The following is a 26534-nucleotide window of genomic DNA, read 5'->3' on the forward strand; positions in this document are numbered from 1 at the left end:
TGCAAGCGCAGTGCCCGCTGCGCCGCGCCGCGGCAATAATGAACCCGTTCTTCCATTCAACCAAGGGTTTGCCGTGCGATCAGTTCTTTGTGCCGCCGTCGTTTCGTTGTTCGTCCTGCCGAGCGCCTTCGCGCAGTCCGCGCCGGTCACCAAGCCGAGCGGCCTGGTTTTCCAGTCGCTGACCGACGGCAAGGGCGCCTCGCCGGCCGCCACCGACGTGGTCAAGGTGCACTACCGCGGCACCTTCCCCGATGGCAAGGAGTTCGACAGCTCCTACAAGCGCGGCGAGCCGACCGAGTTCCCGCTCAACGGCGTGATTCCGTGCTGGACCGAGGGCGTGCAGCTGATGAAGCCGGGCGGCAAGGCCAAGCTCACATGCCCGCCCGCGATCGCCTACGGCACGCGCGGCGCCGGTGGCGTGATCCCCCCGAACGCCACCCTCAACTTCGAGATCGAGCTGATCTCAGTCAAAAGCAAGTAAATAGCTCGCCCCCAGGTTGGGCTCACTGCGTGTAGCCCGCCCACCCCCTACCGGGGGCAATACCAGCGGCCCGGCGAAGCCGGTTCCGCGGTATTCCTGGAAGGGAGGCAACGCCGTCAGAAGGGTTGGAACTGGTAGAGCCAGGTTTCTGACAGGGTCTGGTCGCCGTTCTTCAGGAAGAGCCGCATGTCGACCGGTTCGTTGCCTTCGGCCGTGAAGTCGAATTGCGCGCGCCAGTGGCCCGGCACGCCGTTCGGCACGGCTTCCGCGAAGATGTAGGAAAACTTGCCGCGCGAGGCGGTGAGCACCAGCTCGGGCTTGACGCCGAAGGGCAGCGACTCCAGCGGCTTGCCAATGAACTCGACCATGAACTTGCGCACGCCCGGCGGCCGCGGCTGGCCGGGCTGGCCGCCGCGCCCGAGGCGGGTGGCGACGCAGCGCGCGAGCGGCGACGGGAAGGGCTCCTCCGCGGTCCAGTAGAGCCGGTACTTGAGCGTCACGCTCGAGCCCGCCGTGGCCGGCGCCTTGGGCACCCAGCAGGCGAGCACGTTGTCGTGGATCTCGTCGTCGGTCGGGATTTCGATCAGCTGCACCGAGCCCTCGCCCCAGGCGCCGAGCGGCTCGACCCACAGGCTGGGCCGCTTCTCGTAATAGACGCCGTCCTGGTAGTGGTCGAAGCCGCGGTCGCGCTGCAGCAGGCCGAAGCCCTTCGGGTTGTTGTCGCTGAAGGACGAGGCGCGGGTCTGGGTCGGGTTGTTGAGCGGCCGCCAGATGCGCTCGCCGGCGCCGTTCCACATCGCCAGGCCGTCCGAATCGTGCACTTCGGGCCGCCAGTCGATGCCGGTGGGCTTCACGGTCTCGGAGTACCAGTACATCGAGGTCAGCGGCGCGAGCCCGAAGCGGCCGACGTCGCGGCGCAGGAACAGGCGGCATTCGATGTCCATCAGCACGCCCTTGCCGCGCTGCAGGACGAACTTGTAGGCGCCGGTGATGCTGGGCCCCTCGAGCAGCGCATAGATCGTCATGGCATCCGAGCCCTGGGCCGGCGGCTCGAAGTAGAAGCGCGTGAAGGTCGGGAACTCCTCCGGCCGATCGGGCATCGCGGCGTCCAGCGCGATGCCGCGCGCCGACAGGCCGTACTGGTAGAGCTCGCCGATGGCGCGAAAGTACGAAGCGCCGAGGAAGGCGGCCCAGTCGTTCTTCTGCCAGGGCAGCCTGGCCTGGTCGCCGAGGCGGCTTTCCTGCAGCCGGAAGCCCGCGAAGCCGGCGCCGTCGGGCAGCTTCTTGGCCGGGCTGTCGTCGGGCATCGTGAAGTAGGCCGGGTCGTAGAGGATCTCGCGCGCGAAGCCGTCGCCGCTCGCGTTCTCGAGCACGTACATGTGGACCGGCACCTGGAAATAGCGCCCCAGGTGGAAGAAGGTCACCGGGAACGGGCCCGGGCCGTCGCGGAACAGCGCGTGGTCGGTGTTGAACCGGATCTTGCCGTGGGCGTCGTAGTCGATCCGCTCCAGCACGTCGGCCGGCAGCGAGGTGTCGCCGACGAAGGGCGCGGCGCCCAGCGACTTCGCCCGGGCGACCAGGCGTTCGAAGGAGAAAGGACTCGGCTGGCTGAGCTTGAGGCCGTTGGCCGCGAGGGCTTCGGCAGGCAGTCCGAGGGCGGCGAGCGCCAGCGAGGCGCCACCGGCGGTGAGGAGTGAGCGACGGTCGATCATGTGGGCCAAATGGTAACGAGGCGGCGGCCGGCAGCCCGTAGGCCGGGGCCCTGAAACAAAATCCAGGTCCGGTGGTGCAGGCGTCGTCCTACATGCGAATTCGAAAGCAAGACACGGAGTGCGTTGTCTTTCGTCGTTCCCTACAGTGAACGCATCGATTCACCGCAACACCACGAGGACGCAGATGAACATGAGCAACACCAATGAAATGCGGGCGCTCGCCACGGCGAGCGATCCGCGCTGGGCGGCGGTTGCCGCACGCGATCCGGCGGCGGACGGCCGCTTCGTCTATTCGGTCCGGACCACCGGCGTGTACTGCCGGCCGTCCTGCGCCGCGCGGCCGGCCCGCCCCGAGAACGTGGACTTCCATGCCACCGCGGCCGAGGCCGAGCGCGCCGGGTTCAGGCCCTGCATGCGCTGCAAGCCCGACCAGCCGGTACGCGCCGAGCGCGAAGCGGCGCGGATCGCCGAGCTGTGCCGGTTCATCGAGGGCGCGGAGCCGGCGCCCACCCTGGACGCGCTCGCCGAGCGCGCCGGTCTCAGCAGCTCGCACCTGCACCGCCTCTTCAAGGAGGTCACGGGGCTCACGCCGAAAGCCTATGCGGCCGCGCATCGCGCCCGCCGCGTGCGCGAGGAACTGGGCCGCAGCGACACGGTGACGAGCGCGATCTACAACGCCGGCTACAACTCCAACGGGCGCTTCTACGAGAACGCCGACGGGATGCTGGGCATGACGCCCACCGCCTGGCGCGACGGCGGGGCCGACACCGAGATCCGCTTCGCCATCGGCGAGTGCGCGCTCGGCGCGATCCTGGTCGCCCGGAGCGCGCGCGGTGTCTGCGCGATCGCGCTGGGGGACGATCCCGACGCCCTGGCGCGCGATCTGCAGGACCGCTTCCCGAAGGCCCGCCTGATCGGGGGCGATGCCGGCTTCGAAGCGCTGGTCGCCCAGGTGGTCGGCTTCGTCGAGGCGCCGGGCCTCGGCCTCGATCTGCCGCTGGACCTGCGCGGCACGGCTTTCCAGTTGCGCGTCTGGCAGGCGCTGCGCGAAATCCCCACCGGGGCGACCGCCAGCTACAGCGAGATTGCCGAGCGCATCGGCGCGCCGAAGGCGGTGCGCGCCGTGGCGCAGGCCTGTGGCGCCAATGCGCTGGCGGTGGCCATCCCCTGCCATCGCGTGGTGCGCAGCGACGGCAGCCTCTCGGGCTACCGCTGGGGCGTGGAGCGCAAGGGGGCGCTGCTGCGGCGGGAGGCGGAGCATGTGCGCCGCTCGCACCGCAGCACGGAGCTTGGCCAATGAGCGCACGTGAGGTGAGCACGGTCGATTGGGCGGCGGTGGGCGTCGATCTCGACGCGCAGGGCAGTGCCCTGATCCCGGGACTGTTGACGCCGGATCAATGCACAGCGATGGCCGCGCTCTATGCCGAGCAAGCGCCGTTCCGCAGCCGCGTCGTGATGGAGCGGCATGGCTTCGGGCGCGGCGAGTACAAGTATTTCGACTATCCCTTGCCGGGCCTGGTCGCGGGGCTGCGTGAAACGGTCTATCCGCAGCTCGCGCCGATCGCCAACCGCTGGAACCAGGCGATGGGCCTGGACGTGCGCTATCCGCCGCAGCATGCCGAGTTCATCGCGCGCTGCCATGCGGCCGGGCAATCGCGGCCGACGCCGCTGCTGCTGCAGTACGGGCCGGAGGACTACAACTGCCTGCACCAGGACCTCTACGGCGAGCAGGTCTTTCCGCTGCAGCTGGTGGTCCTCCTGTCCGAGCCGGGCCGCGATTTCACAGGCGGAGAATTCGTCATGACCGAGCAGCGGCCGCGCATGCAGTCGCGGCCGATGGTGCTGCCGCTGCGCCAGGGCGACGCGGCGGTGATCGCGGTGCACCAGCGGCCGGTGCAGGGCACGCGCGGCGTCTACCGGGTGAACCTGCGGCACGGCGTGAGCCGCGTGCGCTCCGGCAGGCGGCACACGCTGGGTATCATCTTCCACGACGCGGCCTGAACCATGACCCTGGACCTGTTCGAACCCGACGCGCCGACGCTGGAGCCGCTGGAGCCCGGTGCGATGGTGCTGCGGCGCTTCGCGTGCCGGCACGAGACGGCCCTGCTGGCCGCCGTGCAGGGCGTGATCGCGCAGGCACCGCTGCGCTGCCTGGAGACGCCGGGCGGCTTCCGGATGTCGGTGGCGATGACCAACTGCGGGGCGCTGGGCTGGCTCAGCGATCGCACGGGCTACCGCTATGACGCCATCGACCCCGACAGCAGTCGGCCGTGGCCGCGGATGCCCGAGGCGTTCTCGCTGCTGGCCGCCGAGGCCGCGGCCGTGGCCGGCTTCGAGGGATTCGCGCCCGATGCCTGCCTGGTCAATCGCTACGCGCCCGGCACCCGGCTGTCGCTGCACCAGGACCGCAACGAGCGCGACTTCGGCCAGCCGATCGTCTCGGTGTCGCTGGGCCTGCCCGCGGTGTTCCTGTTCGGCGGGGCGAAGCGGGACGACAAGGCGCGCCGCGTGCCGCTGGTCCACGGCGACGTGGTGGTCTGGGGCGGGCCGGCCCGATTGCGTTTCCACGGCGTGCTCCCCGTCAAGGAGGGCGAGCATCCGCTGCTCGGCGGCTGCCGGGTCAATCTGACGTTTCGGCGCGCGGGTTGATCGGGCTGCGGGGCGCGAGCCTGCGCGTCTCGCCGATCGCCGTCACGAAGAAGGCGTCCGCCGGCAGGCCCTGGGCGCCGCGCAACTCCGCCAGCTTGCGCGGCGGTTCGTCCAGCGCCTCGTCGGTCAGCTGGAAGACCCCCCAGTGGATGCCGAGCGAGCGCTTGGCGCCGACGTCGGCATGGATGCGCAGCGCTTCCTCCACGTCCACATGCTGGTTGCGCATGAACCAGCGCGGCGCGTAGGCGCCGATCGGGATCAGCGCGAGGTCGAAGCCGCCGCCGCGTTCGGGCGTCTGCAAGTCCTCGAAGTGCGCGCGGATGTCGCTGAAATCGCGCGAGTAGCCGGTGTCGCCGGTGAAGAGCAGGTGGCAGTCCGGCGCCAGCACCGCGAAACCGCCCCACAGCGTGGCCATGGCATCGCCGGGGCTGCGCGAGGACCAGTGCTGGGCGGGAACTAGCGCCACCTCGACCTCGCCCCGGGGGCCGGCCACCCGATGGCGATCCCACCAGTCCAGCTCGACCGCGTGCGCGATGCCGCGCGCCGCCAGCCAGGGCTTGAGGCCCAGCGGCACCACGAACAGCGGCGAGCCGCCGGGCTGGCCGGCCAGCGCCGCCACCGAGGCGGCATCGAGATGGTCGTAGTGGTTGTGCGACACCAGCACCAGGTCCACATGCGGCAGCTCGGCCAGCGAGAGCCCCGGGGCCGCATGGCGCTTCGGGCCGACCAGCGGCAGCGGCGAGGCGCGCGGCGAGAACATCGGATCGGTCAGCAGCGTGAGCCCGCCCATCTGCACCATCGCGGTGGCGTGGCCGATCCAGGTGACGGCCGGCTCCATCGCCGCGCCGGCGCGCGCGTTGGCGTTCAGCCAGGCCAGCTCGGGCGCGACCCTCGGCGTCGGGGCCAGCGGCGGCGGCGGCAGCTGCTGGCGCGCGGCCTCGCGGCGCCAGCGCAACAGCTCGGACAGGCTCTTGGGCTGGAAGTCGAGGTAGTTGTTCTGGAAGCCGCGCGGGCGGTGATGGGGCTTGCCGGGGTCGTGGTAAGGGTTCATCGGGTGCGTATGGACTCTATCCGGCGATCAGTTTCTGCACCAGTTCGGCCGTGGTCGCCGCCGCGTACTTGCGCATCAGGCGGGCGCGGTGGATCTCGACCGTGCGGTGGCTGATGGCCAGCGCGCGGCCGATTTCCTTCGAGGTCAGCCCCTTCATCACCTGGGCCGCGACCTCGCGCTCGCGCGGCGTCAGGTCGGCCTTGGCCGCCCGGCGCGAACCCAGGTCCTCGAACACCCAGATGCCGGCCTCGTGCGGCGCCTCGCGGTTGAGCGCCTGGCCGCTCACGTGGCACCAGAAGGTCTCGCCTGCAAAAGCGCCGTGCAGGTCGCCCAGCCTTTTCATCATCCGGTTGTCGGCGTAGCGGCCGCTGGCGTTCAGGATCGGCTCCATGCGCTTGCCGATGCGCTCGAATTCGGCGACGCTCGGGTACAGGACGCGAAACGACTGGCCGACCAGCGCGCCGCGCGTGGCACCGAACATCTCGCACAGGCGCGTGTTGCAGTCGACGATGATGCGATGCCGCGACAGCACCATGCCCACCGGCGCCTGCTCGAAGGCAAGCCGGTAGTCGATGGCGGCGAGGGGCGCGTCGGGGGTGTCCATTACGAAATACTACGTATGCCAGTACGTAGTATCGTCTCTGCTCGGATTTCAACCATCACCCAGCGAGGAACCATGGCGAACAAGATCTATCCTTCCGCCGACGCGGCGCTCAAGGGCGTCGTGGCCGACGGCCAGACCCTCGCCGTCGGCGGCTTCGGCCTCTGCGGCATTCCCGAGGCGCTGATCGACGCGCTGCACGATTCGGGCGTCAAGAACCTGACCTGCATCTCGAACAACGCCGGCGTCGACGGCTTCGGTCTCGGCAGGCTGCTCGGCACGCGCCAGATCAAGAAGATGGTCGCGAGCTACGTGGGCGAGAACAAGGAGTTCGAGCGCCAGTACCTGGCGGGCGAACTCGAACTCGAATTCACGCCCCAGGGCACGTTGGCGGAAAAGCTGCGCGCCGGCGGGGCCGGCATCCCGGCCTTCTTCACCAAGACCGGCGTCGGCACCCAGGTCGCCGAGGGCAAGGAGCTGCGCGAGTTCGACGGCGAGACCTACGTGATGGAGCGCTCGCTGGTGCCCGACGTGGCGCTGGTCAAGGCCGACGTGGCCGACAAGTCCGGCAACCTGCGTTTCCGGCTGACGGCCCGCAACTTCAATCCGGCCGCTGCGATGGCCGGCAAGATCTGCATCGTCGAAGTCGAGAAGATCGTCGAGGTCGGCGAACTCGCGCCCGACGACATCCACCTGCCGGGCATCTACGTGCACCGCATCGTGCTCAACGCCACGCCCGAGAAGCGGATCGAGAAGCGCACCGTGAGCGCCGAGGCGCCGGTCGACGCGGTCGCCGCCAAGGTCCAGGCGCAGGCCGCGATCGCGCAGGCCGCCGTGGGCAGCGAAGTGCCCACGCCCGTCAAGAACACCACCAAAGGAGCCTGAGATGCCCTGGACCCAGGACCAGATGGCCGCACGCGCGGCGCAAGAACTCGAAGACGGCTTCTACGTCAATCTCGGCATCGGCATTCCGACCTTGGTCGCCAACTTCGTCGGCGACAAGGAAGTCTGGCTGCAGAGCGAGAACGGCATGCTGGGCATCGGCCCGTTCCCGACCGAGGACCAGGTCGACGCCGACCTGATCAACGCCGGCAAGCAGACCGTGACGACCCTGCCGGGCTCGGCCATCTTCGGCAGCCACGACAGCTTCGCGATGATCCGCGGCGGCAAGATCAACCTGTCGATCCTCGGCGCCATGCAGGTCAGCAGCAAGGGCGATCTCGCCAACTGGATGATCCCGGGCAAGATGGTCAAGGGCATGGGCGGCGCGATGGACCTGGTGGCCGGCGTCAAGCGCGTGATCATCCTGATGGAGCACGTCGCGAAAAAGAAGGACGGCACCGAGGACCTCAAGATCCTCGAGCACTGCACGCTGCCGCTCACCGGCGTGGGCGTGGTCGACCGCATCATCACCGACCTGGCCGTGATGGACGTGGTGCCCGCAGGCCTCAAGGTCATCGAGCTGGCGCCCGGCGTGAGCTTCGAGACGCTGCAGTCCAAGACCGGCGCCAAGCTGATCCGGTGACGGCACGCGCGACGTAGCGCACCAAGGGCAGGGCCGTGCGAACGTGCCCTGCCTTTTTCATTTGGGAGTGCATGACATGGATGCGACTGAAGCATTGAAGGCCCTCTGGCAGGCTGCGGGGCTGCCGCCCGAGGCCTTGGCATTCGCACAGCTCGCCGGGGCCGACCCGGTGCTGCCGTCGTCCTTCGCGGTCGGTGCGGCGGCGCAGAGCACCATCGCCGCCGCCGCGCTGGCCGCCTGCGAGCTGGGCCATGCGCGGGGCGCGCCGCGCCAGCAGGTCGGCGTCGACATGCGGCATGCGGCGCTCGAGTGCACCGGCTGGTTCAGCATCGACGGCCGGGTGCCGGACCTGTGGGATCCGTTTTCGGGCCTTTACCGCGCGGCGGACGGATGGGTGAGGATCCACGCCAATTTCGCCCACCACCGGGAAGGTGCGCTGCGGCTGCTGGGGCTGGACCCGAAGCTCGCGCAGCGCACCGATGCCGAGGCCGCGATGCGGGCCTGGAAGTCGCGCGACTTCGAGGATGCGGCCGCCGCCCACGGCCTGGTCGCCACGGCGCTGCGGCGTTTCGACGAATGGGATGCGACGCCCCAGGGCAGGGCGCTGCAGGCGCAACCCCTGTTGACGATCGAGCGGATCGGCGATGCGCCGCCGATCGCGCTGCCGCCTCTGCCCGATGGCGCGCGGCCGCTGTCCGGTGTGCGCGTGCTCGACCTCACGCGCATCCTCGCCGGCCCCGTGGGCGGGAAGGCGCTCGCAGCCTATGGGGCGGACGTGATGCTGGTCAATTCGCCGCACCTGCCCAACATCGAGGCGATCGCCGACACCAGCCGCGGCAAGCTGTCGGCGCAGATCGACCTGCGGACCGAGTCCGGGCGAGAAGCGCTGGCCGGGCTGATTGCGCAAGCGCACGTGTTCGTCCAGGGCTACCGGCCCGGCGGCATCGCGGCGCTGGGCTTCGGTCCCGCCCAGGCGGCCCGCATGCGACCGGGCATCGTCCACGTCTCGCTGTCGGCCTATGGAACGATCGGCCCCTGGGCCCAGCGCCGCGGCTTCGATTCGCTGGTGCAGACCGCGATGGGCTTCAACCGGGCCGAGGGCGAAGCGGCCGGCGACGGCAAGCCCAGGCCGCTGCCGATGCAGATCCTCGACGAGGCGACCGGCTACCTGATCGCGATGGGCGCGGCGGCCGCGCTGTGGCGCCAGCGGCGCGAGGGCGGCAGCTGGCAGGTGCAGGTCTCGCTGGCGCAGACCGGGCAATGGCTGCGCGGGCTGGGCCGGGTGGAGGCCGGACTGAAGATCGCGCCGCCCGACCGGACGCCGTACCTCGAGACCTCGGCCTCGGGTTTCGGCGCGCTGTGCGCCCTGCGGCACAGCGCGCAGTTGTCGCGGACGCCGGCAGGGTGGACGCGGCCCTCGGTGCCGCCGGGGAGCGATCCGCCGCAGTGGCCGGCGCAGGTCTAGCGGACGCATCCAGCCGCGCGCCTGGGCGTGCGGCAGAATTCCGTACCGGCGGTAACGCCGAAACTTGAAGGAACATCAGATATGGGCGCGCAATGGAAAGCCAAGCACAAGGACCTGGCGGCCAACGCCAAGGGCAGGCTGTTCGGCAAGCTGGCCAAGGAAATCATGATCGCCGCGCGCAGCGGCGCCGACCCGGCGTCGAACGCGCGCCTGCGGCTGGTGGTCGAGCAGGCCCGCAAGGTCTCGATGCCCAAGGACACCCTGGAACGGGCCATCAAGAAAGGCGCCGGCCTCACGGGCGAGGCGGTGCATTTCGAGCACGTGATCTATGAGGGCTTCGCGCCGCACCGGGTGCCCGTGATGGTCGAATGCCTGACCGACAACGTGAACCGCACCGCCCCGGAGATGCGGGTGCTGTTCCGCAAGGGGCAACTGGGCGCCTCCGGCTCGGTGGCCTGGGACTTCGACCATCTGGGCATGATCGAAGGTGAGGCGACGGTGGCCGGTGCCGATCCCGAACTGGCCGCCATCGAGGCGGGCGCCCAGGACTTCGAACGCGGCGAGGAAGCCGGCACGGCGACCTTCCTGACCGACCCCGCCGATCTCGACCTGGTGAGCCGCGCACTGCCGGCCCAGGGTTTCCAGGTCGTGTCCGCGAAGCTGGGATACAAGCCCAAGAACCCGATCGATCCTGCGAGCCTGAGCGCAGCACAACTGGAGGAAGTCGAGGCCTTCCTGGCGGCCATCGATGCGAACGACGACGTGCAGAACGTGTATGCGGGCCTGGCGGGCTAGTTCTATCGCGTGAACGAGGGCACCGTCACCGGAAGTGCGGGAGCCCGCCAGACGTAGTCGTCGCGCAGGATGTTCCGGCTCGGTTCGTTGCCGGTCCAGCGGATGTCGAGCAGGTCCGCGAGCACCCAGCCGGTCCAGTCCGAGCGGAAGGGCTGTGCGGCGATGCCCGGTCGCGGGTGCGGGGGCTGCCGATTGCGCCAGATGATCGTCGGGATGCGATAGCCCGACGCGGTCGACGGGCTGTGGCCGGCACGGTCGCTCCCATGGCCGACTTCCTGGCCGTGGTCGGACACGTACATCCACGCCCGGTATTCCGCCTTGTCCTCAACGGCCCGTGTCATCTGAAGCAGTTCGGACACCACGAAGTCGTGATACAGCAGGGCGGCGTCGTACTCCTGCCGGAAGCGGCGTACCCAGGCAGAGCGGCCATCCTTCGCCAGCTTCGTTTCGACGGCGTCGACGTCGTCATCGAAGGGATTGGCGCCGCTCGGAAACCTCAGGCGATAGTGAGGATGGGCGCCCATGAGGTGCACCACGATCAGCTTGCGCGAGGCCGAATCCTGCAGGGCCTCCTGGACGCAATCCAGGATTTCTCCGTCGAGCGAGGCGCTGGCCCTTCCGGGCGTGCGGTTGACCATGTCCACCACGTCGGCGAGCCGCGCATGGGTCTGCTCGATCGCGACATCGTCGTGGTTGCTGATCCACCAGGTCTTGTAGCCGGCGGCCCGTGCCAGCGCCAGGACGTGGGGCGGGCTCTCGGCCTCGGGCCGGCCGAAGCTGAACAGGTTCCTGAGGGCGGGCAACGTGCTCGCGTCGACCGACCAGGCGTTGCCCAGCACCAGCATCTCGTCGTTCAACTGCGCCTTGTGGTCCAGCAGGCGCGGGGTCGTCGCCCGGCCGTACCCGTAGAGCGCCATGTTGTCCCGGTTGATGCTGTCGGTGATGACCAGCATGACCGTCGCGGGGCCGTCCCGCACCACGACCGGTGCCGCGGCCTTGGCGCGGCCGAGTGCGAGCTCGCGCATCTGTTGCTGGTCGACCCAGCCCGCGCGCAGGGCCTGGACGGACTGCGTCCATTTCGGCCAGAACATGAACGGATGCAATCTGCGCCACGGCTTGCTCGCGTAGGCCAGGGTGGCGGCCGCGACCAGCACCCAGACCAGGGGCGTCTGCCAGCGCGTCCGCGACGGCCGCCGGGCACCCCGGCGCACGCACGCGCCGAGCACGAGGCCGGCGGCCGCGAGCAGCGCCGAGCCGATCGCCATCGCACGCCAGTGCATCGACAGGTACTCGCCGCTCTCGCGTGCGGTGGTGTTGGCCACGGCGCCGAGGACCATCGCGCCGTCGGGCGCGGCCTGGTAGGCGTCGAGCAGATAGGCGCGGGCGACGCCGTCCAGCGCGAACGCCATCATCCAGAGCCACGCGACGGCGGCGCGCAGCCGGTGCGCCCACGTGCTCTGCACGGGCCACACAAGCCACACCGCCACCGGCAGCGCAAGAACCATGAGCTGGCCGACGCGCCGGCCGTCGTGGCCGAGGGCGACCAGCGGCAGCAAGGTCGCGAGCAGGAGCCCGCAAGGCAACCACGCGTGACCCTGCCACCCGCGTGCGGGTCGAGCTCTGAGTGGTTCGGACGGCGTGTTCATGGGGGCCGGGGCGCGGCGATGGACCGCGCGGATTCTGCCCGCGCCGAAGGCACAAGGCCGTCGAGTGGCCTGATTTCTGTGGGGTCTTCGGAAGTCGGCGGGCCGGGCTTGTCCGGCCCGCGCAGGAAGTCCCGGGCTTCTCGCTGCGAATCAGGCTTGGGCCTGGATCAGCCGGGGCGCAGACATGCAGTTGCACCTGTTGAACAACGGGCCCGTCACCGCTGCGCGCCAGATGGCGGCGTCGCCGCCGGCGCGCCGCCGTCGTCCATCGACGCCAGCACTTCGCGCAGGTAGTCCATCACCGCCGCTGCCGCGTGCGACGGATGGCGGTCGGGCATGCTCAGGATGTAGAGCGCATTGCCCAGCCCTTCGGGCTCCCACTGCGGCAGCACCGGCACGGCGCGTCCGGCGCGCACGTCGTCCGTCATCGCGTAGCGCGGCAGCAGGCCGATGCCCGTGCCCGCCAGCACCGCGCTGCGCAGATAGGGGAAGTGCTCGGTCTGCAGGTTCAGCTTCAGCCGCAGTTCGCGCCGCTGCGTACCGCGGTGCATCGGCATCATGAAGTGCCTTTCCGGCCCCGGCACGTAAAGCACGACGCAGGCGGCCAGGTCTTCCGGCTCGGCGATGGCCGCGCGTGCGGCGAGATACGAAGGCGCCGCATAGAGCCCCCAGCGGATCGCGCAGATGCGCCGCGCCACCTGGTCCAGCGGCGGCTCGGACGTGATGCGCAGTGCGATGTCGATCTCGGCGCCGATCAGGTCGAACACCCGGTTCGAAAACAGCACCCGCAGCGACACCTCCGGGTGCGCGCGCTGGAATTCCAGCAGGCTGGGCCCCACGAAAAACTCGCCAAGCCCGGTCGGGATGCTGATGCGCACATGTCCGCGCACCGACTGCCCCAAGCGGTCAATGGCGGCACGCGCCGACTCCACCTCGGCCAGCATGCGCAGCCCGTGCTCGTACAGCGTGTGTCCCTGCTCGGTGGGCGCCAGTCGGCGCGTCGTGCGGCGCAGCAGCGTCGCGCCGACCTGCCGCTCCAGGCTCTTGAGTTCCTTGCTGATCTGCGAGCGCGTGACGTCGCGCCGGCGGGCGGCCTCGCTCAGGTTGCCGGCGTCCACGATGTCCACCAGTGTGCGGATCAGGTTCAGGTCCAAGTCCATCGGATTGTCAACGCCAGTGATACAGAGTGAGTCGTTGTTGGGGAATTGTACGAATCGAGGTGAACGATAAAGATCGAGGCCACCAGATTCCCCGAAAGACCCCATGGAGACGACAGACAACATATTCAAGGATGGCCTGTTCGCCGGCCAGCGCGTGCTCGTCACGGGCGGCGGCACCGGCCTCGGCTTCGCAATGGCCGAGCAACTGGCCGCGCTGGGCGCCGAACTGCATCTGTGCGGCCGTCGCGCGAGCGTGCTCGACGAGGCCGCGCAGGGGTTGCGCACGCGCTTCGGCATCACCGTCGGCACGCACGTGCTCGACATCCGCTCGCCGCAGGCGGTCGACGACATGATGGAAACCATCTGGACCCGCCACGGCCCGCTCGACAGCCTGGTCAACAACGCCGCCGGCAACTTCATCAGCCGCACCGAAGACCTGTCGCCCAACGGCTTCCACGCCATTTCCGACATCGTCTTCCGCGGCACCTTCTATGCCACGCAGGCCGCGGGCAAGCGCTGGATTGCCGCCGGCCGAGGTGGCAGCGTGCTGTCGATCGTGGTGACCTGGGTCGCCACCGGCGCGCCCTTCGTGGTGCCCTCGGCCATGTCGAAGGCCGGCATCGACGCCATGACCAAGTCGCTGGCGGTGGAGTGGGGCCCCAAGGGCATCCGGCTCAACGCCATTGCGCCCGGCGTGATCCCGACCGCCGGCGCCTCGGGCCGCCTGCGCCCGGTCGACAGCCAGGAGAACGCCATGGCCAGGCAGAACCCCACGCGCCGCCTCGGCGAAGGCAGCGACATCGGCCGGCTGGCCGCCTTCCTGCTGGCGCCGCAGAACAGCTGGATCAACGGCCAGACCATCACCCTCGACGGCGCCGACGCGCTCGCCAACGGCGCCTATTTCACCCAGTACCAGGAATGGGGCGACGCCGACTGGCTGGCCGCGCGCGAGAAGATCCAGGCCCTGAACGCGTCCGACAAGGCGCAGCGCGGCGCCGCATGATGATGCCCGTGACATCCGAGTTCCATTTCGAAGGCCGCGTGCTCGATGCCGACGCGCAGCTGGCGCGCGGCGCGCGCCTGGCCGGCGGCCTGCTGCGCCTGGGCCTGCGCGAAGGCGACGTGCTGGCCGTGCTGCTGCGCAACGACGAGACGCAGTGCGACGTGGTGCACGCCTGCCGCCAGGCCGGCATCTACTTCTGCCCGATCAACTGGCACTTCACGCCCGACGAGGTTGGCATGCTGCTGCGCGACAGCGGCGCGCGCGCTCTGCTGGCCCACGGCGACCTGCTCGACGCGGTGGCGCGCGCGGTGCCCGAGGGCATGGCGCTGCTGGCCGTCGGCGAGGCGCGCACGCCCGGTGCCCGGCCCTACGAAAGCTGGCTTGCCGCGCAGGCGCCATACGACGGCCCGGCGGTCTCGCCGCGCGGCCACATGGCCTACACCTCGGGCACCACGGGGCGGCCCAAGGGCGTGGTGCGCCATCCGATCCCGGTCGCCGAGCTCGAGATGCGCCAGGCGCGCATCCGCGAGGTGGTCGAACAGACCCTCGGCCTGCGCGCCGGCTGCCGCGCGCTGCTGCCTGCGCCGCTGTACCACAGCGCCCCGAGCCTGTTTCTTCAGAACGCGCTGCTGCTGGCCGAGCGCGTGGTGCTGATGGCCCGCTTCGACGCCGAGGCACTGCTCGCCGCCATCGAGCGCCACCGCATCGACACCGTCTACCTCGTGCCCATCATGTACGTGCGGCTGCTGCGCCTGCCGCCCGAGGTGCGCGCGCGCTACGACCTGTCGTCGCTGCGCTTCGTGGCCTCGACCGGCGCGCCCTGCGCGCCCGACGTGAAGCGCGCCATGATCGAGTGGTTCGGCCCGGTGATCCACGAGACCTACGCCTCGAGCGAGGCCGGCATGATCACCTCCATCAGCGCTCCCGAGGCGCTGGCGCGCCCGGGCAGCGCGGGCCGCCCGGTGCTCGACGCGCAGGTGCGCATCCTCGACGAGCAGGGCGCGGCGCTGCCTGCGGGCGAGATCGGCCTCATCTACGTGCGCCAGCCCGCGTACCCCGACTTCAGCTACCGCCACAACGACGCCGCACGAAAGGCCATCGAGCGCGACGGCCTGATCAGCCTCGGCGACATGGGCTACCTGGACGCCGACGGCTACCTCTACGTTTGCGATCGTGCGTCGGACATGGTGATCTCCGGCGGCGTGAACATCTACCCGGCCGAGATCGAGCACCGGCTGCTTGCGTTTCCCGGCGTGGCCGACTGCGCGGTGTTCGGCGTGCCCGACGCCGAGTATGGCGAGCGGCTGCATGCCGTGGTCGAGGCCGTGCCTGGCACCGAGCTGCAGCCCGCGGCGTTGCGTGAATGGCTGCAAGCCGGTCTGTCGTCGTTCAAGGTGCCGCGCAGCATCGACATGGCGCCGCTGCCGCGTGACGACAACGGAAAGATCGCCAAGCGCCGGTTGCGCGACCGGCACTGGCAGGGCCAGACGCGCCGCGTCTAGACCCCTCCCGACACCTCAAGAAGAAAGACTGGAAGAGACATGAAGAAGATTCTCCTGCGCGGCATCGCGCTCTCGCTGACCCTGCTCGCGGGCCTGGCCGCTTCGGCACGCGCCGATTTCCCCGACCGCGCTCTGAAGCTCGTCGTGCCCTACACCCCGGGCGGCTCGGCCGACATCGTCGGGCGCGCGCTCGCCACCGGGTTGGCCAAGGAAATCGGCCAGGCCGTGGTGGTCGACAACAAGCCCGGCGCCAACACCATGGTGGCGGCCAGCGCCGTGGCGCGCGCGCCGGCCGACGGCTACACGCTGCTGCTGGCCAGCAGCGCCAGCATGGTGCTCAACCCGCAGCTCTACAAGAAGATGAGCTACGTGCCGCAGAAGGACTACCGCGTGCTGGCCGTGGCGGTGGAAGCGCCGCTCGTGGTGGTCACCAACGACAGCGCGCCGGCGCGTACGCTCAAGGAGTTCCAGGCCTATGCCAAGGCCAACCCCGGGCGCCTCAACTACGGCTCGGTCGGGCTGGGCAACCCGCTGCAGCTCGCCAGCGAGATGCTCAAGAGCGAGCTGCAGATCGATCTGGTGCATGTGCCCTACAACGGCTCCGCGCCTGCGCTGGCCGCGCTGCTGGGCAACGACACGCAGTTGATGATCGACGTGGTCAGCACCTCGCTGCCGCACATCCGCGCCGGCAAGCTGCGCGCGCTGGCGGTCACGGCCGGCGAGCGGGTGAAGTCCTTGCCCGAGGTCCCCACCGTGGCCGAGGCCGGCTTCCCCGGCTTCCATGCCGCCACCTGGTTCGGTGTGGCCGTGCCGGCGGCCACGCCTGCCGGGGTGTCGGCTTCACTGCAGTCGGCCATCCACAAGGTGATGCAGGGCGCCCAGTTCCGCAGCCTGGTCGAGGCGCAGTCGCTGCTGGTGCAGTCGCCGCGCACCGACGCCGAGCTCAACCAGTACATCGAGCGCGACCGCAGCAGCTGGGGCAAGGTGATCCGCGAGCGCAACATCACGCTCGAGTGATGGCGTGTGGTCGAAGGGGCTGCGGATGCCCAGCCCCGGCGCGGGGGAATTTCGGCCTCCGCTATCCCGCCGCCACGATCACATGCGCCTGAATCTTGCCGGCCACCGGGCCTTCGCCACGGCGGGTGGCGATCGCCTGCGTCGCGCGGTCCGTAGCGAGTTGAAGCAGGCCGGCATCGCGGGCCTCGATTTCGTTGCGCAGCGGCGTTCCCTGGCAATAGGCAGTGGCGACGTCGCGTGCCGAGGGCGCGCGACTCAGCTTCTCGCGCGTCTCGACCTCGATGTCGGCGAAGCCTGCGCGGCGCAATTCCTCGCGGATCAGTGCGATGTCGTGATAGCCGTGCGGCGTGCGGGCGAGGAATCGCGGAGGGTCGTGCGGAAACACCGCGGCGACGGCGTGGGTGACGTCGTCGGCAAAGGCGTTCTCTTCGATGCGGTCCCAGACATTGAAGACAAAGCGCCCGCCTGGCCTCAGCACGCGACGCGCCTCGGCGTAGCCGGCGACCCGGTTGGGGAAGAACATCGCGCCGAACTGGCAGCAAACGACGTCGAACGAGGCATCTTCGAACGGCAGGTCGAGCGCGTCCGCCTGCCGCCATTCGATTCGGCTGTCGGACCCTTGCCGGCTGGCGGCATAGTCGAGCATGGGCTGGTTGAGGTCGGTCACCACGTAGCTCGCGGCGGCGCCGAGTTTGGGCGCCAGCGCCCGCGTGACCACGCCGCTGCCGGCCGCCGTTTCAAGCACCGAGCCGGGCGAGGAGGCAGCGACAAGCTCCGCCAGGTCGGCGGCATAGGCCTCGAAGATCAGGGGGACCATCAGCGTGTCGTAGAACTTCGGGATCGAGCCCGCGAACACCTTGTCGCTCTCAGCCATGAGACCCCCTTGAAAGTTCTGAACGGCGCCCTTGCCCCCCCCTCATTCCAGAGCTGGCCAGGCTTCTCCAACCGAGCCGCCGCCTGGTTGGGCTTTGGCGAGGTTTCGCTATGGTGGCCGCGCATGCGACCCTCGTCAACGGTGCCCGCGCAGGATCACCCGTCCACCATCTCGCGATAGGCGTGCCAGCTCCCGTGTGCCAGCCACGGGAAGATGACGATGAGCCCGAGCATGAACGTCGCAAATCCGAGGGCCGTCAGCATTGCGATCAACGCAGCCCACAGCAGCATGGCCACGGGATTGCGGGCGCAGCAGTGCAGGCTGGTCAGGGCGGCGGTGATCACGTCCACGGGGCGATCCACCAACAGCGGCACGCTGATGACGCCGAGCGCGAAGACAAGCGCTGCCACCGCGGCGCCAACCGCGAAGAAGGCAACCACAAGACCGACCGGCTGGCCTGACAGCAGCAGCGCCGCGGGCAGGTGCGCCGCGTGCCGCACTTGCTCGGTGAAGAACAATGCGAAGACGATCGCTGCCAGGCGCTCCCAGGCGAAGTACGCCAGCGTGAGCACCAATCCGAACAGCGCAATCGAGCCGGCGTTGCCGCGCCACGCGAGAAGAGCCAATGCGGAGTCCGGCGCGGCGGACTGCTCCCGCTGGCGCGACAGTGCGTACAGGGGCATCGCGACGAAGGGTGCCACCAGCAAAAAGCCGCCGAGCAGAGTTGGCGCAAGGTAGGTGGCCTCCCAGGTCGCGGTTGTCAGGGCCAGGCCTGCAAACGCAACCAGCACACCGATGCCGAGGCTCAAGCCTGGCAGGAACGCCAGATCGCGTGCGCCCAAGCGCAGCCAGGCGAAGGGCCGCATCGCGCCAACCCGGCGCACGGCGGGCGCCTCCATTGACGGCGGGAGAGATTGACTGTCGAGCGGGTGTTCCATGGCGCACACTCCTTTCGTGAAGCCCGCGCTGGAGCCAGGCGGCGTCAGCGCTACTGCCAGCATAGTCAGTCCGCGCGCGCATCGCCAGTACCTGAATCACCCGAGCTCACACCGGTGATCAGCCAGATCCATCGCGCAGAGGGCCTCCGGCCCGGAGGACGATCCTGCTCGCCGCCGACCCCGACGTGCACACGCACCATGCCTTCGGACTGTTCGAGTCACAGGTGCTTCCCGACGACGCTGATCCGAACGATGTGCATTGGCCGGCCGAAAGTCGCGGAGCCCGCAGCCGGACTGCGCGTCAAGTGGCAGATAAGCGCCTGGCGTGCCTCAACGGACCGAACCGGCAGGCGATACCCAGGTTCAAGGGGCATCGACACTGCCCTTTAGGGCAGTTGTCAACCCATCGAGGCTGCTGTCATCATCGCGCGGGCCGCTGCAACGGTGCACGGATCACGATCTTCAAGACAGAAGGGCAAACATGAAAGCGGACTTTCCTTCACTCGCGAGGTGGGCAGCGATTGCCACTGCCGCGGTGGCTTTGATTGCGGGCTGCGCCAGCAAGAACGACCCCGTGGCCCAGGCCGCGAGAGCGGACGCTGCCAAGGGCATCGCCGCGCCCAGCATCGCCGAGACCAAGACCATCGCGGAGGAGGCCTTCATCTACGGGCTGCCGCTGGTCATGAACTATGCCGTGATGTATGAATATGCCGTGGACAAGGGCGGCCCGCAATTCAAGGCGCCGTTCAACCAGATCAAGAACGAGGCTCGCGTCTACACCTACCAAGACACGGCCATCATCACGCCCAACAGCGATACCCCGTACTCGTTTGTCTGGCTGGACTTGCGCGCGGAGCCGATGGTGGTCTCGGTGCCGGCAGTGGACAAGCGGCGCTACTACTCGGTGCAGTTGATCGACGGCAACACCTACAACTACGGCTACATCGGCAGCCGTGCCACGGGCAGCGAGCCGGGCCACTACATGGTGGTCGGTCCCGACTGGAAAGGCGCGACGCCCCCCGGGATCAAGAAGGTCTTCACCGCGACCACTCCCTTTGCCTTGAGCGCCATTCGGACTCAGCTCTTCAACGCCAAGGACATGCCGAACGTGGTGAAGGTGCAGGCGGGCTACAAGGCGCAGCCTTTGTCCGCCTTCCTCAATCAGCCGGCTCCAACGGCGGCGCCGACGATCGATTTCCTCCCCGCCACCACCAAGGGGATCAAGGAGAACTACCTGGCGTATCTGGATTCCGCGCTCCGGTTTGTCCCCGAGACGCCGGAAGACCGGGATGTCCGTGCCCGGCTCGCCCGTATCGGCATCGGCCCGGGCAAGACTTTCGAATTCAAGGATCTTTCGCTGGAGCACAAGGCGGCCGTCGGTCTGGGACTGAAGGAGGGTGACGAGAAGGTGGACAAGTTCCTCGCCAGCGGCGTCAGGAATATCAACGGCTGGAACATCGGCGCGTTCTTCGGCGACGGCGCTTTCTTCAAGGGCGATTGGCTCAAGCGTGCCGCTGCGGCCAAGGGTGGGCTCTACGGGAACGATGCCGTGGAAGCGGTGTATCCGTTTACACGTGCCGACTCGAAGGGCGAGGTGCTCGACGGCAGCAAGCACAACTACACCATCACGTTTCCAGCCGGGCAACTTCCACCGGTGAACGCCTTCTGGTCGGTGACGATGTATGACGGCAAGAGCCAGTTCCTGGTCAAGAACCCGATCAACCGATACCTCGTGAATTCGCCGATGCTGTCCGCGATGAAGAAGAACGCCGATGGATCGCTCACTCTCTACGTCCAGAAAGAGTCGCCAGGCAAGGCGCTGGAATCCAACTGGCTGCCTGCACCGAACGACACCCTTTTCATGGTGATGCGCCTGTACTACCCGAAGGAAACACCGCCTTCGATCTTGCCGGCCGGCGAAGGCACGTGGAAGCCACCGGGAATCGTGGCGTCGAAGTAGGGGTTTGGAGCATGCCCTTGGAACGGGCATCTCTGATCACGCCGAGCTGCACGCAGCATCCGACGTGGAGCGTTGTGCTCACCAGCGACAGGTGATACGGTCGAATGCCGTCGTTCAACCGGGCGACACCCAAAGGAGATATTCCATGGGAGACCAAAGACGCCCCCTGCCACCGGGAGAGCCAGCGCCCGCGTTCACGCTTCCCGCGGCCAACGGCGAAGGAACGGTCTCCCTGGACAGCTTGCGCGGTCGTCCATTCCTGATCGGCTTCTATCGGGGTCTGCATTGCCCGTTCTGCCGGCGCCATGTGCTGCAGCTCGCGAGCGTGGAGCCGCCGTTGCGCGCCATGGGGGTGGAGACCCTTGCCGTCATCAACACGCAGTTGGACCGCGCCACCCTGTATTTCAAGTACCGGCCGACGCCGGTCACGCTTCTGTGCGATCCCGATTGCCTCACGCACCAGGCCTTCGGCGTGCCGCATCTCGAGTTCCTGCCTGATGGGGACAACGGCCAGCCCGAGTGGCCCTATCGCGCGAGCATGGCGCAGTTCGCCGCGGCGCGAATCAACCCCACCGGCGAGCTGTCCGCGCCGACGCAGCCATTGGAAGCCAACAGCGCCCTCAACGCCAAGGACGGGTTCGAGCTGGACGAAATCGACAGTGCCATCTTTGCGAGCCACGCCACCCAGTTGGTCGGACACTTTCTGGTCGATGCGGCAGGCATCGTCCGCTGGGTACAAATCGAGGCGGTCGATGGGCCGAACAGCCTCTCCATCTTCCCGAATGCGGCGCAGATCATCGCCGCCGCTGGCGGCCTCGGACGATGACCGACAGCGGGTGCCGGTCCATCGCCAGGTCCGTGGATCAGTCCGTTTCATGAATTCCGCGGAAGTCATTCCCTTCGAAGCCATCGTCGAGCAGTCGGTCGCCGGCATCTACGTGATCCAGGACGACCGCTTCGTCTACGCCAACAGCACCTGGGCCGCCATCGCCGGCTATGCACGGGAAGAGGTGATCGGCATGCCGCTTTCTCGCATCGTGCCGCCGGACTTTCTGAACGAGGTGCGCCAGCGGGTGCAGGCCCGCCTGCAAGGCGATCCGCCCAGCATGCACTTCATCACCCGCGGGCTGCATCGCGACGGCCATGTGGTGCTGGTGGAGGTGCACGGTTCGCGGATGGACTTTCGAGGCCGCCCGGCGGTGATCGGCGTGGGGGTCGACGTCACCGAGCGCATGCACAACGAGGCCGAGTTGCGCCGCCTGCTGGCGCAGGTGCAGGCCTTCAGCAGCCGCACGGCCGCCAGGCTCGAGGCGCAGCGCAGCGCCTTCGCGCGCGAAGTGCAAGAGGTGCTGGGCGGCATGCTGAGCAGCATCCGCACCGACGCGGCGCGCGTGCTGCACGGCGCCCAGGGCGGCGAGTTGCAAGGCCTGACCGAGCGGCTGCTGGCCCTGACGCGGCAGACGGTCGACGCCGTCGGCCAGATTGCCGCGGCCCTGGGCCCCACAATGGACACGACACCGCGGGGGCACGTCGCGCAGCCGCCGCACCGGCGCCTGAGCGCGCGCGAGCAGCAGGTGCTGCCGCTGCTGATCAAGGGCCTGTCGCACACCGAGATCGGCGCGCGCATGGGCATCAGCGGCAAGACCGTGAGTACGCATCGCAGCAACATCTTCCAGAAGCTGGGCGTGGGGAGTACGGCCGAATTGGTGCTCTACGCGGTGCGCAACGACCTGGTGCCCTGAGCCTGCTATCGCGCAGGCGCGCATTTGTCAATCAGCCGATTCCGAGGCGCAGTTGGGGATTGACCAGTAGGCCCGACCCTTCGATTGTTTCCAGAATGCTCACGTGAGCCGGCAGCGTTCCCGCGCGACAACAACAAGGAGACAACTGTGAACCTCGATCCACTGCACGCGCCGCTGGCGCGTTGGCGGCGCCTGGCCCTGGCCGGCGCGGTTTTCATCGCAGCCCTGCTGGGCCTGAGCCCGGCGCTGGCCGCCTATGACCAGCAGTTGACCCGTCAGCTCGACGCCGGGAAGATCTACGGCAAGGCGGATGCCGGCAACACCCAGGCCTTCCTGGGCGTGCCCTTTGCGCAGCCGCCGGTGGGTGCGCTGCGCTGGCGTGCGCCGCAGCCGCCGGTGCCCTGGAGCGGCTCGCGCGCGACCACCAGCTTTGCGTCCATGTGCGCGCAGGTCGGCAGCTTCTTCGGCGAGCCCGACCCGGCCACCTTCGACCAGCCGGTGGGCAGCGAAGACTGTCTCTACCTCAACGTCTGGCGGCCCAACTCCAGCGCCGACAAGCTGCCGGTGCTGTTCTGGATCCATGGCGGCAGCAACCTCAAGGGCTCGGCGCGCGAGCCGCTCTACAACGGCGCCTACCTGGCGGCCAAGGCCAACATGGTGGTGGTCACGGTGCAGTACCGGCTGGGCATGCTGGGGTGGCTCAAGCATGCGGCGCTGGCCAGCGGCGATGCCAGGGACGACTCGGGCAACTACGCCACGCTGGACCTGGTGCGCGGCCTGGACTGGGTGCGCACCAACATCGGCGCCTTCGGCGGGGATGCCAACCTGGTGACGGTGGCCGGGCAGTCGGCCGGCTGTATCAACACCTGGGGCCTGCTGCAGTCGCCCTTGGCGGCCGGCAAGTTTCAGCGGGCCTTGTGCATGTCCGGGATCCCCAATGGCTACCCGTCGGCCGTGGGCCAGCTGGCCGCCGACGATCTGGTCAACAAGTTGCTGGTCGACAGCGGCCGTGCGTCCACGCCCGAGCAGGCCGCGGCCCAGCGCCTGAGCATGAGCCCTGCCGAGGTCGCGGCGCTGCTGCGCGGCTCCACGGCGGCGCAGATCATGAAGTTCACGCCGTACCCGGTGGTGCCCGGCCACTTCACCGACGGCACGGTGATCCGCGCGAGTGGCCTGGTGGGGCTGGTGGCGGGCAACTACAACAAGATGCCGCTGATGATCGGCTCCACGCACGACGAAGGTTCGTACTTCGCCTACTCCTTCGGCATGGGCAAGCCGAGCGCTCAGGAGTACTGGCAACTGGCCAACTACGCGGCGCCCGGCACCGTCACGGTCAACGACCTGATCAAGCCGGAGTTCCAGCCGATCTACACCCAGACGCATGAGGCCATCAGCTACGCCCTGGACAACGTGATCGACAACGTCGTGCGCCTGCTGCGCCTGCAGCAGGGCGGCATCTACCGCTACAACTTCAACTGGAACGACACGCCGCAGCCCTGGAAGGACACCTTCTCGGCCTTCCACGGCATCGACATCGGCTCGCTGTTCGGCAACTTCGTCACCAGCGAGCCCAACTTCATGCACTTCGCCTGGGACGCCAGCAACGCGGCCAGCCGCCAGGCACTGTCGGACCGCTTCATCAAGCACTTCTCGACCTTCGCGCGCACCGGTGCGCCCACGCAGCTGTTCGACGGCCAGACGCCCTGGCCCGACTGGACCAACTTCACCTGCTGCGCGAAGCGCATGATCTTCGACAACACCTCGTACATGTCATCGGCCGACTACCTCTTCTTCTGGCCGCGCTACGCGCTGTTGTCGCCGCAGCAGAAAGACTATGTGTGGAAGGCGATCGACTTCAATGCGCTGCCCGCGAACGTCGATCCGCTGCGCAACGGGCCGCACTGAAGAGGAACTCCGCGGGCAATTTTCACGTAGACAATTGCCGGCCGCCGGCCTAGACTGTTTTCTACCAGTCACATTGAACGCATTCATCGTGTCCATGCACCTGTCGATTTTGAGCTTTCGCACCTTCGTTGCCGGCGAGCAGCGCGGTCGAATGATGTTGGGCAGTTAGCCCTCTCAATTCGCCAGACGCCCCCACTCAAAGGCAACGAGTTCAGCTCGTTGCCTTTTTGCATTTTTGGACCTGAATCATGTTCAATCTCAATTCCTTGACGCGGTGTTTGCTGTCCTGGCGGGCGAACGCGGGACAGCCGGACAACCTTTCGCTGTGGCATTTTTCGGCAGTCTTCGCCTGCTGCGCTTGTGTGGTCGGCTGCGACCTCACGCCAAGCGTCCTCTTCGTCGCGGATGGAAGCCCGCTTCGCCTGCTGCAACTGACCGACGCTCAGGGGGAATGCCCTGCGCCGCGCCGGGTCTGCTTCCTGGCGACTTGGGATGGACAGACAGCCCGTGGCTGCTGGGTGCGCGAGGAGGCCCACGTTCGCGTCGCTCTTTCCAATGAAGAGCGAACGGTGCCGGTGCGTGATTTTCGACCCACTGCATACGCCGAGTATCGACACGCATCCTTGAACTAGCCCCTGCGTATGCGGGCCTCGACGGAGGTTCTGCTGGGGTGGCAGGGCGTGGAGTCACTGCGGAGGTCTTGGGGCCTGCCATCACGCAGATGGATCAGGTGACCCGCAGAACGCCGCACTGGTGTCGCAGGCCATCGGCGTTTTCCGCCTCGTGCGGCCGGCGCCTGATTTATGACGGCGAGGACTTCAAGTTTTGTCTTCGCTGCCGATATCCGGACGTGGTATCGGGCCGTTGCATCGCTCAGTGCGACGCCGGCCCGTGGGCCAAGCCCTCGTCGACGCGTCTTCCTCTCAAGAAAGTAGAGCCATGAATCTGCGAAATCTCAAGATCGGTGTGCGCCTTGGCGGCGGGTTTGCTGCCATGCTGCTGCTCATGGTGTTCATCTCCGGCATCGGCATCCTGCGGCTCGATGCCGTGGCTGGGTCGACCTCCGTCATGGTCGAGGAGGCGCTGGTCAAGGAGCGCCTGGCCAACCAGTGGGCCAACCTGCTCGGCCCCAGCATCGTCCACTCCTTCGGTCTGGCGAAGGCCGCCGACCCCGAGAACGAGGCCTATTTCAAGAAGAATCTCGGCGAGGGCATTGCATCGATCAACCCGGTGCAGCAGCAGATGGACAAGCTGCTCACCGAGCCGGAAGAACGCAAGCTCTTCCAGGCCGTGGCGGACGCGCGAAAGCTGGTGCTGGAGCACCTGGCGGGCATCAACAAGCTGAAGGCCGCCGGGGATCGCGAAGGCGCCAGCAAGCTCGCCGATACGCAATACCAGGCAGCCCTGGTCGTCTACAAGCAGGCGGTGAACCATATCGCCGACGCCCAGCGTGCGCGGATCGACGTCATGGCGGGTGAGATCCAGCAGAACCACCGCAGCGGCCGGCTGATGCTGATCATCCTGTCGGGCGTGGCGGTGCTGGTCGGTGCGCTGTTCGCGTGGCGGCTGACCGTCGGCATCGTGAAGCCGATGCGTGGCGCGGTCGAACTGGCGGAGAAGGTGGCTTCCGGCGACCTCAGCACCCAGGTGAGCGCGGGCTCGCGCGACGAGGTCGGGCAGTTGCTGACGGCGCTGAAGTCGATGAACGACAGTCTGTACAAGGTGGTGGGCGAGGTGCGCAATGGCACCGACACCATCGCGACGGCATCGAGTCAGATCGCCTCCGGCAACCAGGACCTCTCGTCGCGCACGGAGCAGCAGGCCAGCTCGCTGGAGCAGACGGCGGCTTCGATGGAGGAGCTGACCTCGACGGTCAAGCAGAACGCCGACAACGCCCGCCAGGCCAACCAGCTCGCCGTATCCGCCTCGGAAGTCGCCGTTCGCGGCGGCAGCGTCGTGAGCCAGGTGGTCGACACGATGGGTTCGATCAACACCTCGTCGCGCAAGATCGTCGACATCATCGGCGTGATCGACGGCATCGCCTTCCAGACCAACATCCTGGCGTTGAACGCGGCCGTAGAGGCTGCCCGCGCTGGCGAGCAAGGTCGCGGCTTCGCCGTCGTCGCATCGGAAGTTCGCAGCCTGGCGCAGCGCTCGGCCGCGGCAGCCAAGGAAATCAAGGGCCTGATCGACGACTCCGTGGGCAAGGTCGAGGTGGGCAGCCAGCAGGTGGCCGAAGCCGGCAAGACGATGGAAGAGATCGTGACCAGCGTGAAGCGGGTGACCGACATCATGGGCGAGATCACCGCCGCCAGTCAGGAGCAGACCTCGGGCATCGAGCAGATCAACCAGGCCATCACGCAGATGGATCAGGTGACCCAGCAGAACGCCGCACTGGTGGAAGAGGCCGCCGCCGCCGCCGCATCGCTGCAGGAACAGGCGGGCAGCCTCTCGCGGGTCGTTGGCGTCTTCCAGCTGGGCGGTCCGCAACGCGCGCGCGCCTGACCC

The 26534-nt window shown here is 68.4% G+C and carries 24 protein-coding genes; 17 read left to right on the plus strand and 7 right to left on the minus strand.

The window, feature by feature from the left end:
- Positions 1 to 73 precede the first annotated feature (73 nt).
- Positions 74 to 481: an FKBP-type peptidyl-prolyl cis-trans isomerase gene (locus tag AC1D2O_RS07360; RefSeq protein WP_478156615.1), complete on the plus strand. Its 408-nt coding sequence runs from the start codon at positions 74 to 76 to the stop codon at positions 479 to 481.
- A gap of 116 nt (positions 482 to 597) precedes the next feature.
- Here AC1D2O_RS07360 and AC1D2O_RS07365 read toward each other — a convergent pair whose 3' ends face one another.
- Positions 598 to 2193 carry an OpgD/OpgG family glucan biosynthesis protein gene (locus tag AC1D2O_RS07365; protein WP_478156616.1) on the minus strand — a complete coding sequence of 532 codons (1596 nt, stop codon included), beginning with the start codon at positions 2191 to 2193 and terminating at the stop codon, positions 598 to 600.
- 184 nt (positions 2194 to 2377) lie between these two features.
- On the opposite strand from AC1D2O_RS07365, the gene ada reads away from it, so the two are divergent.
- The 3 genes from ada to alkB are packed head-to-tail and all read left to right on the plus strand — an operon-like array spanning position 2378 to position 4842.
- Positions 2378 to 3493 (plus strand): bifunctional DNA-binding transcriptional regulator/O6-methylguanine-DNA methyltransferase Ada, encoded by a 1116-nt coding sequence (gene ada / locus AC1D2O_RS07370; protein WP_478093982.1) that lies wholly within the window; start codon positions 2378 to 2380, stop codon positions 3491 to 3493.
- Entirely contained in the window at positions 3490 to 4194 is a 705-nt protein-coding gene (locus AC1D2O_RS07375; protein ID WP_478156618.1) for a 2OG-Fe(II) oxygenase, read from the plus strand. Before ada ends, AC1D2O_RS07375 begins: the two co-directional genes overlap by 4 nt.
- Positions 4195 to 4197: 3 nt before the next feature.
- The gene (gene alkB, locus AC1D2O_RS07380; protein ID WP_478156619.1) at positions 4198 to 4842 is read left to right on the plus strand and encodes a DNA oxidative demethylase AlkB; all 645 of its coding nucleotides are present in this window, start codon (positions 4198 to 4200) and stop codon (positions 4840 to 4842) included.
- On the opposite strand, the gene AC1D2O_RS07385 is transcribed toward alkB, so the two are convergent.
- Complete coding sequence (locus tag AC1D2O_RS07385) at positions 4814 to 5893, minus strand: MBL fold metallo-hydrolase (RefSeq protein ID WP_478156621.1); 1080 nt, start codon at positions 5891 to 5893, stop codon at positions 4814 to 4816. The genes alkB and AC1D2O_RS07385 overlap by 29 nt on opposite strands.
- 16 nt (positions 5894 to 5909) lie before the next feature.
- A complete protein-coding gene (locus AC1D2O_RS07390; protein ID WP_478089901.1) occupies positions 5910 to 6497 on the minus strand; it encodes a LuxR C-terminal-related transcriptional regulator in 588 nt (195 codons plus the stop codon).
- A gap of 72 nt (positions 6498 to 6569) precedes the next feature.
- Here AC1D2O_RS07390 and AC1D2O_RS07395 point away from each other — a divergent pair, with 72 nt between their 5' ends.
- From AC1D2O_RS07395 to AC1D2O_RS07410, 4 genes are all read left to right on the plus strand, one after another.
- Positions 6570 to 7379, plus strand: a complete 810-nt coding sequence (locus AC1D2O_RS07395) for a CoA transferase subunit A (RefSeq protein ID WP_478089902.1) — start codon at positions 6570 to 6572, stop codon at positions 7377 to 7379.
- A 1-nt stretch (position 7380) separates the two neighbouring features.
- Positions 7381 to 8019, plus strand: coding sequence for a 3-oxoacid CoA-transferase subunit B (locus tag AC1D2O_RS07400; protein ID WP_478089903.1), 639 nt, complete (start codon positions 7381 to 7383; stop codon positions 8017 to 8019).
- 76 nt (positions 8020 to 8095) lie between these two features.
- The gene (locus tag AC1D2O_RS07405) at positions 8096 to 9484 is read left to right on the plus strand and encodes a CoA transferase (protein WP_478089904.1); all 1389 of its coding nucleotides are present in this window, start codon (positions 8096 to 8098) and stop codon (positions 9482 to 9484) included.
- A gap of 81 nt (positions 9485 to 9565) precedes the next feature.
- A complete protein-coding gene (locus tag AC1D2O_RS07410; RefSeq protein ID WP_478089905.1) occupies positions 9566 to 10279 on the plus strand; it encodes a YebC/PmpR family DNA-binding transcriptional regulator in 714 nt (237 codons plus the stop codon).
- Between the two features lie 2 nt (positions 10280 to 10281).
- Here the strand turns inward: AC1D2O_RS07410 and AC1D2O_RS07415 are convergent, their stop codons facing one another.
- Together AC1D2O_RS07415 and AC1D2O_RS07420 are read right to left on the minus strand one after the other, a co-directional pair.
- Entirely contained in the window at positions 10282 to 11835 is a 1554-nt protein-coding gene (locus tag AC1D2O_RS07415; RefSeq protein WP_478089906.1) for a sulfatase-like hydrolase/transferase, read from the minus strand.
- A 305-nt stretch (positions 11836 to 12140) separates the two neighbouring features.
- Positions 12141 to 13079 carry a LysR substrate-binding domain-containing protein gene (locus AC1D2O_RS07420; RefSeq protein ID WP_478089912.1) on the minus strand — a complete coding sequence of 313 codons (939 nt, stop codon included), beginning with the start codon at positions 13077 to 13079 and terminating at the stop codon, positions 12141 to 12143.
- A gap of 127 nt (positions 13080 to 13206) precedes the next feature.
- Here AC1D2O_RS07420 and AC1D2O_RS07425 point away from each other — a divergent pair, with 127 nt between their 5' ends.
- The 3 genes from AC1D2O_RS07425 to AC1D2O_RS07435 are packed head-to-tail and all read left to right on the plus strand — an operon-like array spanning position 13207 to position 16607.
- Positions 13207 to 14088, plus strand: a complete 882-nt coding sequence (locus AC1D2O_RS07425; protein ID WP_478089913.1) for an SDR family oxidoreductase — start codon at positions 13207 to 13209, stop codon at positions 14086 to 14088.
- Between the two features lie 2 nt (positions 14089 to 14090).
- Positions 14091 to 15590: an AMP-binding protein gene (locus AC1D2O_RS07430; protein ID WP_478156623.1), complete on the plus strand. Its 1500-nt coding sequence runs from the start codon at positions 14091 to 14093 to the stop codon at positions 15588 to 15590.
- A gap of 39 nt (positions 15591 to 15629) precedes the next feature.
- Positions 15630 to 16607: a Bug family tripartite tricarboxylate transporter substrate binding protein gene (locus AC1D2O_RS07435; RefSeq protein ID WP_478089908.1), complete on the plus strand. Its 978-nt coding sequence runs from the start codon at positions 15630 to 15632 to the stop codon at positions 16605 to 16607.
- Between the two features lie 61 nt (positions 16608 to 16668).
- On the opposite strand, the gene AC1D2O_RS07440 is transcribed toward AC1D2O_RS07435, so the two are convergent.
- Positions 16669 to 17481, minus strand: a complete 813-nt coding sequence (locus AC1D2O_RS07440; protein ID WP_478089909.1) for a class I SAM-dependent methyltransferase — start codon at positions 17479 to 17481, stop codon at positions 16669 to 16671.
- 155 nt (positions 17482 to 17636) lie between these two features.
- The gene (locus tag AC1D2O_RS07445; RefSeq protein ID WP_478089910.1) at positions 17637 to 18419 is read right to left on the minus strand and encodes a DUF2189 domain-containing protein; all 783 of its coding nucleotides are present in this window, start codon (positions 18417 to 18419) and stop codon (positions 17637 to 17639) included.
- Positions 18420 to 18744: 325 nt separating this feature from the next.
- On the opposite strand from AC1D2O_RS07445, the gene AC1D2O_RS07450 reads away from it, so the two are divergent.
- From AC1D2O_RS07450 to AC1D2O_RS07475, 6 genes are all read left to right on the plus strand, one after another.
- Positions 18745 to 20379: a DUF1254 domain-containing protein gene (locus AC1D2O_RS07450; RefSeq protein WP_478156625.1), complete on the plus strand. Its 1635-nt coding sequence runs from the start codon at positions 18745 to 18747 to the stop codon at positions 20377 to 20379.
- A 4-nt stretch (positions 20380 to 20383) separates the two neighbouring features.
- Positions 20384 to 21205 carry a peroxiredoxin-like family protein gene (locus AC1D2O_RS07455; protein WP_478093491.1) on the plus strand — a complete coding sequence of 274 codons (822 nt, stop codon included), beginning with the start codon at positions 20384 to 20386 and terminating at the stop codon, positions 21203 to 21205.
- Positions 21206 to 21254: 49 nt separating this feature from the next.
- Positions 21255 to 22121: a PAS domain S-box protein gene (locus tag AC1D2O_RS07460; RefSeq protein WP_478093493.1), complete on the plus strand. Its 867-nt coding sequence runs from the start codon at positions 21255 to 21257 to the stop codon at positions 22119 to 22121.
- Between the two features lie 147 nt (positions 22122 to 22268).
- Positions 22269 to 24026, plus strand: a complete 1758-nt coding sequence (locus AC1D2O_RS07465; RefSeq protein WP_478156627.1) for a carboxylesterase/lipase family protein — start codon at positions 22269 to 22271, stop codon at positions 24024 to 24026.
- A gap of 248 nt (positions 24027 to 24274) precedes the next feature.
- Entirely contained in the window at positions 24275 to 24658 is a 384-nt protein-coding gene (locus AC1D2O_RS07470; protein ID WP_478087135.1) for a hypothetical protein, read from the plus strand.
- Between the two features lie 307 nt (positions 24659 to 24965).
- Positions 24966 to 26531 carry a methyl-accepting chemotaxis protein gene (locus AC1D2O_RS07475; protein ID WP_478156629.1) on the plus strand — a complete coding sequence of 522 codons (1566 nt, stop codon included), beginning with the start codon at positions 24966 to 24968 and terminating at the stop codon, positions 26529 to 26531.
- Positions 26532 to 26534 lie beyond the last annotated feature (3 nt).

The sequence above is a fragment of the Variovorax sp. P1_G12 genome (assembly GCF_056405555.1).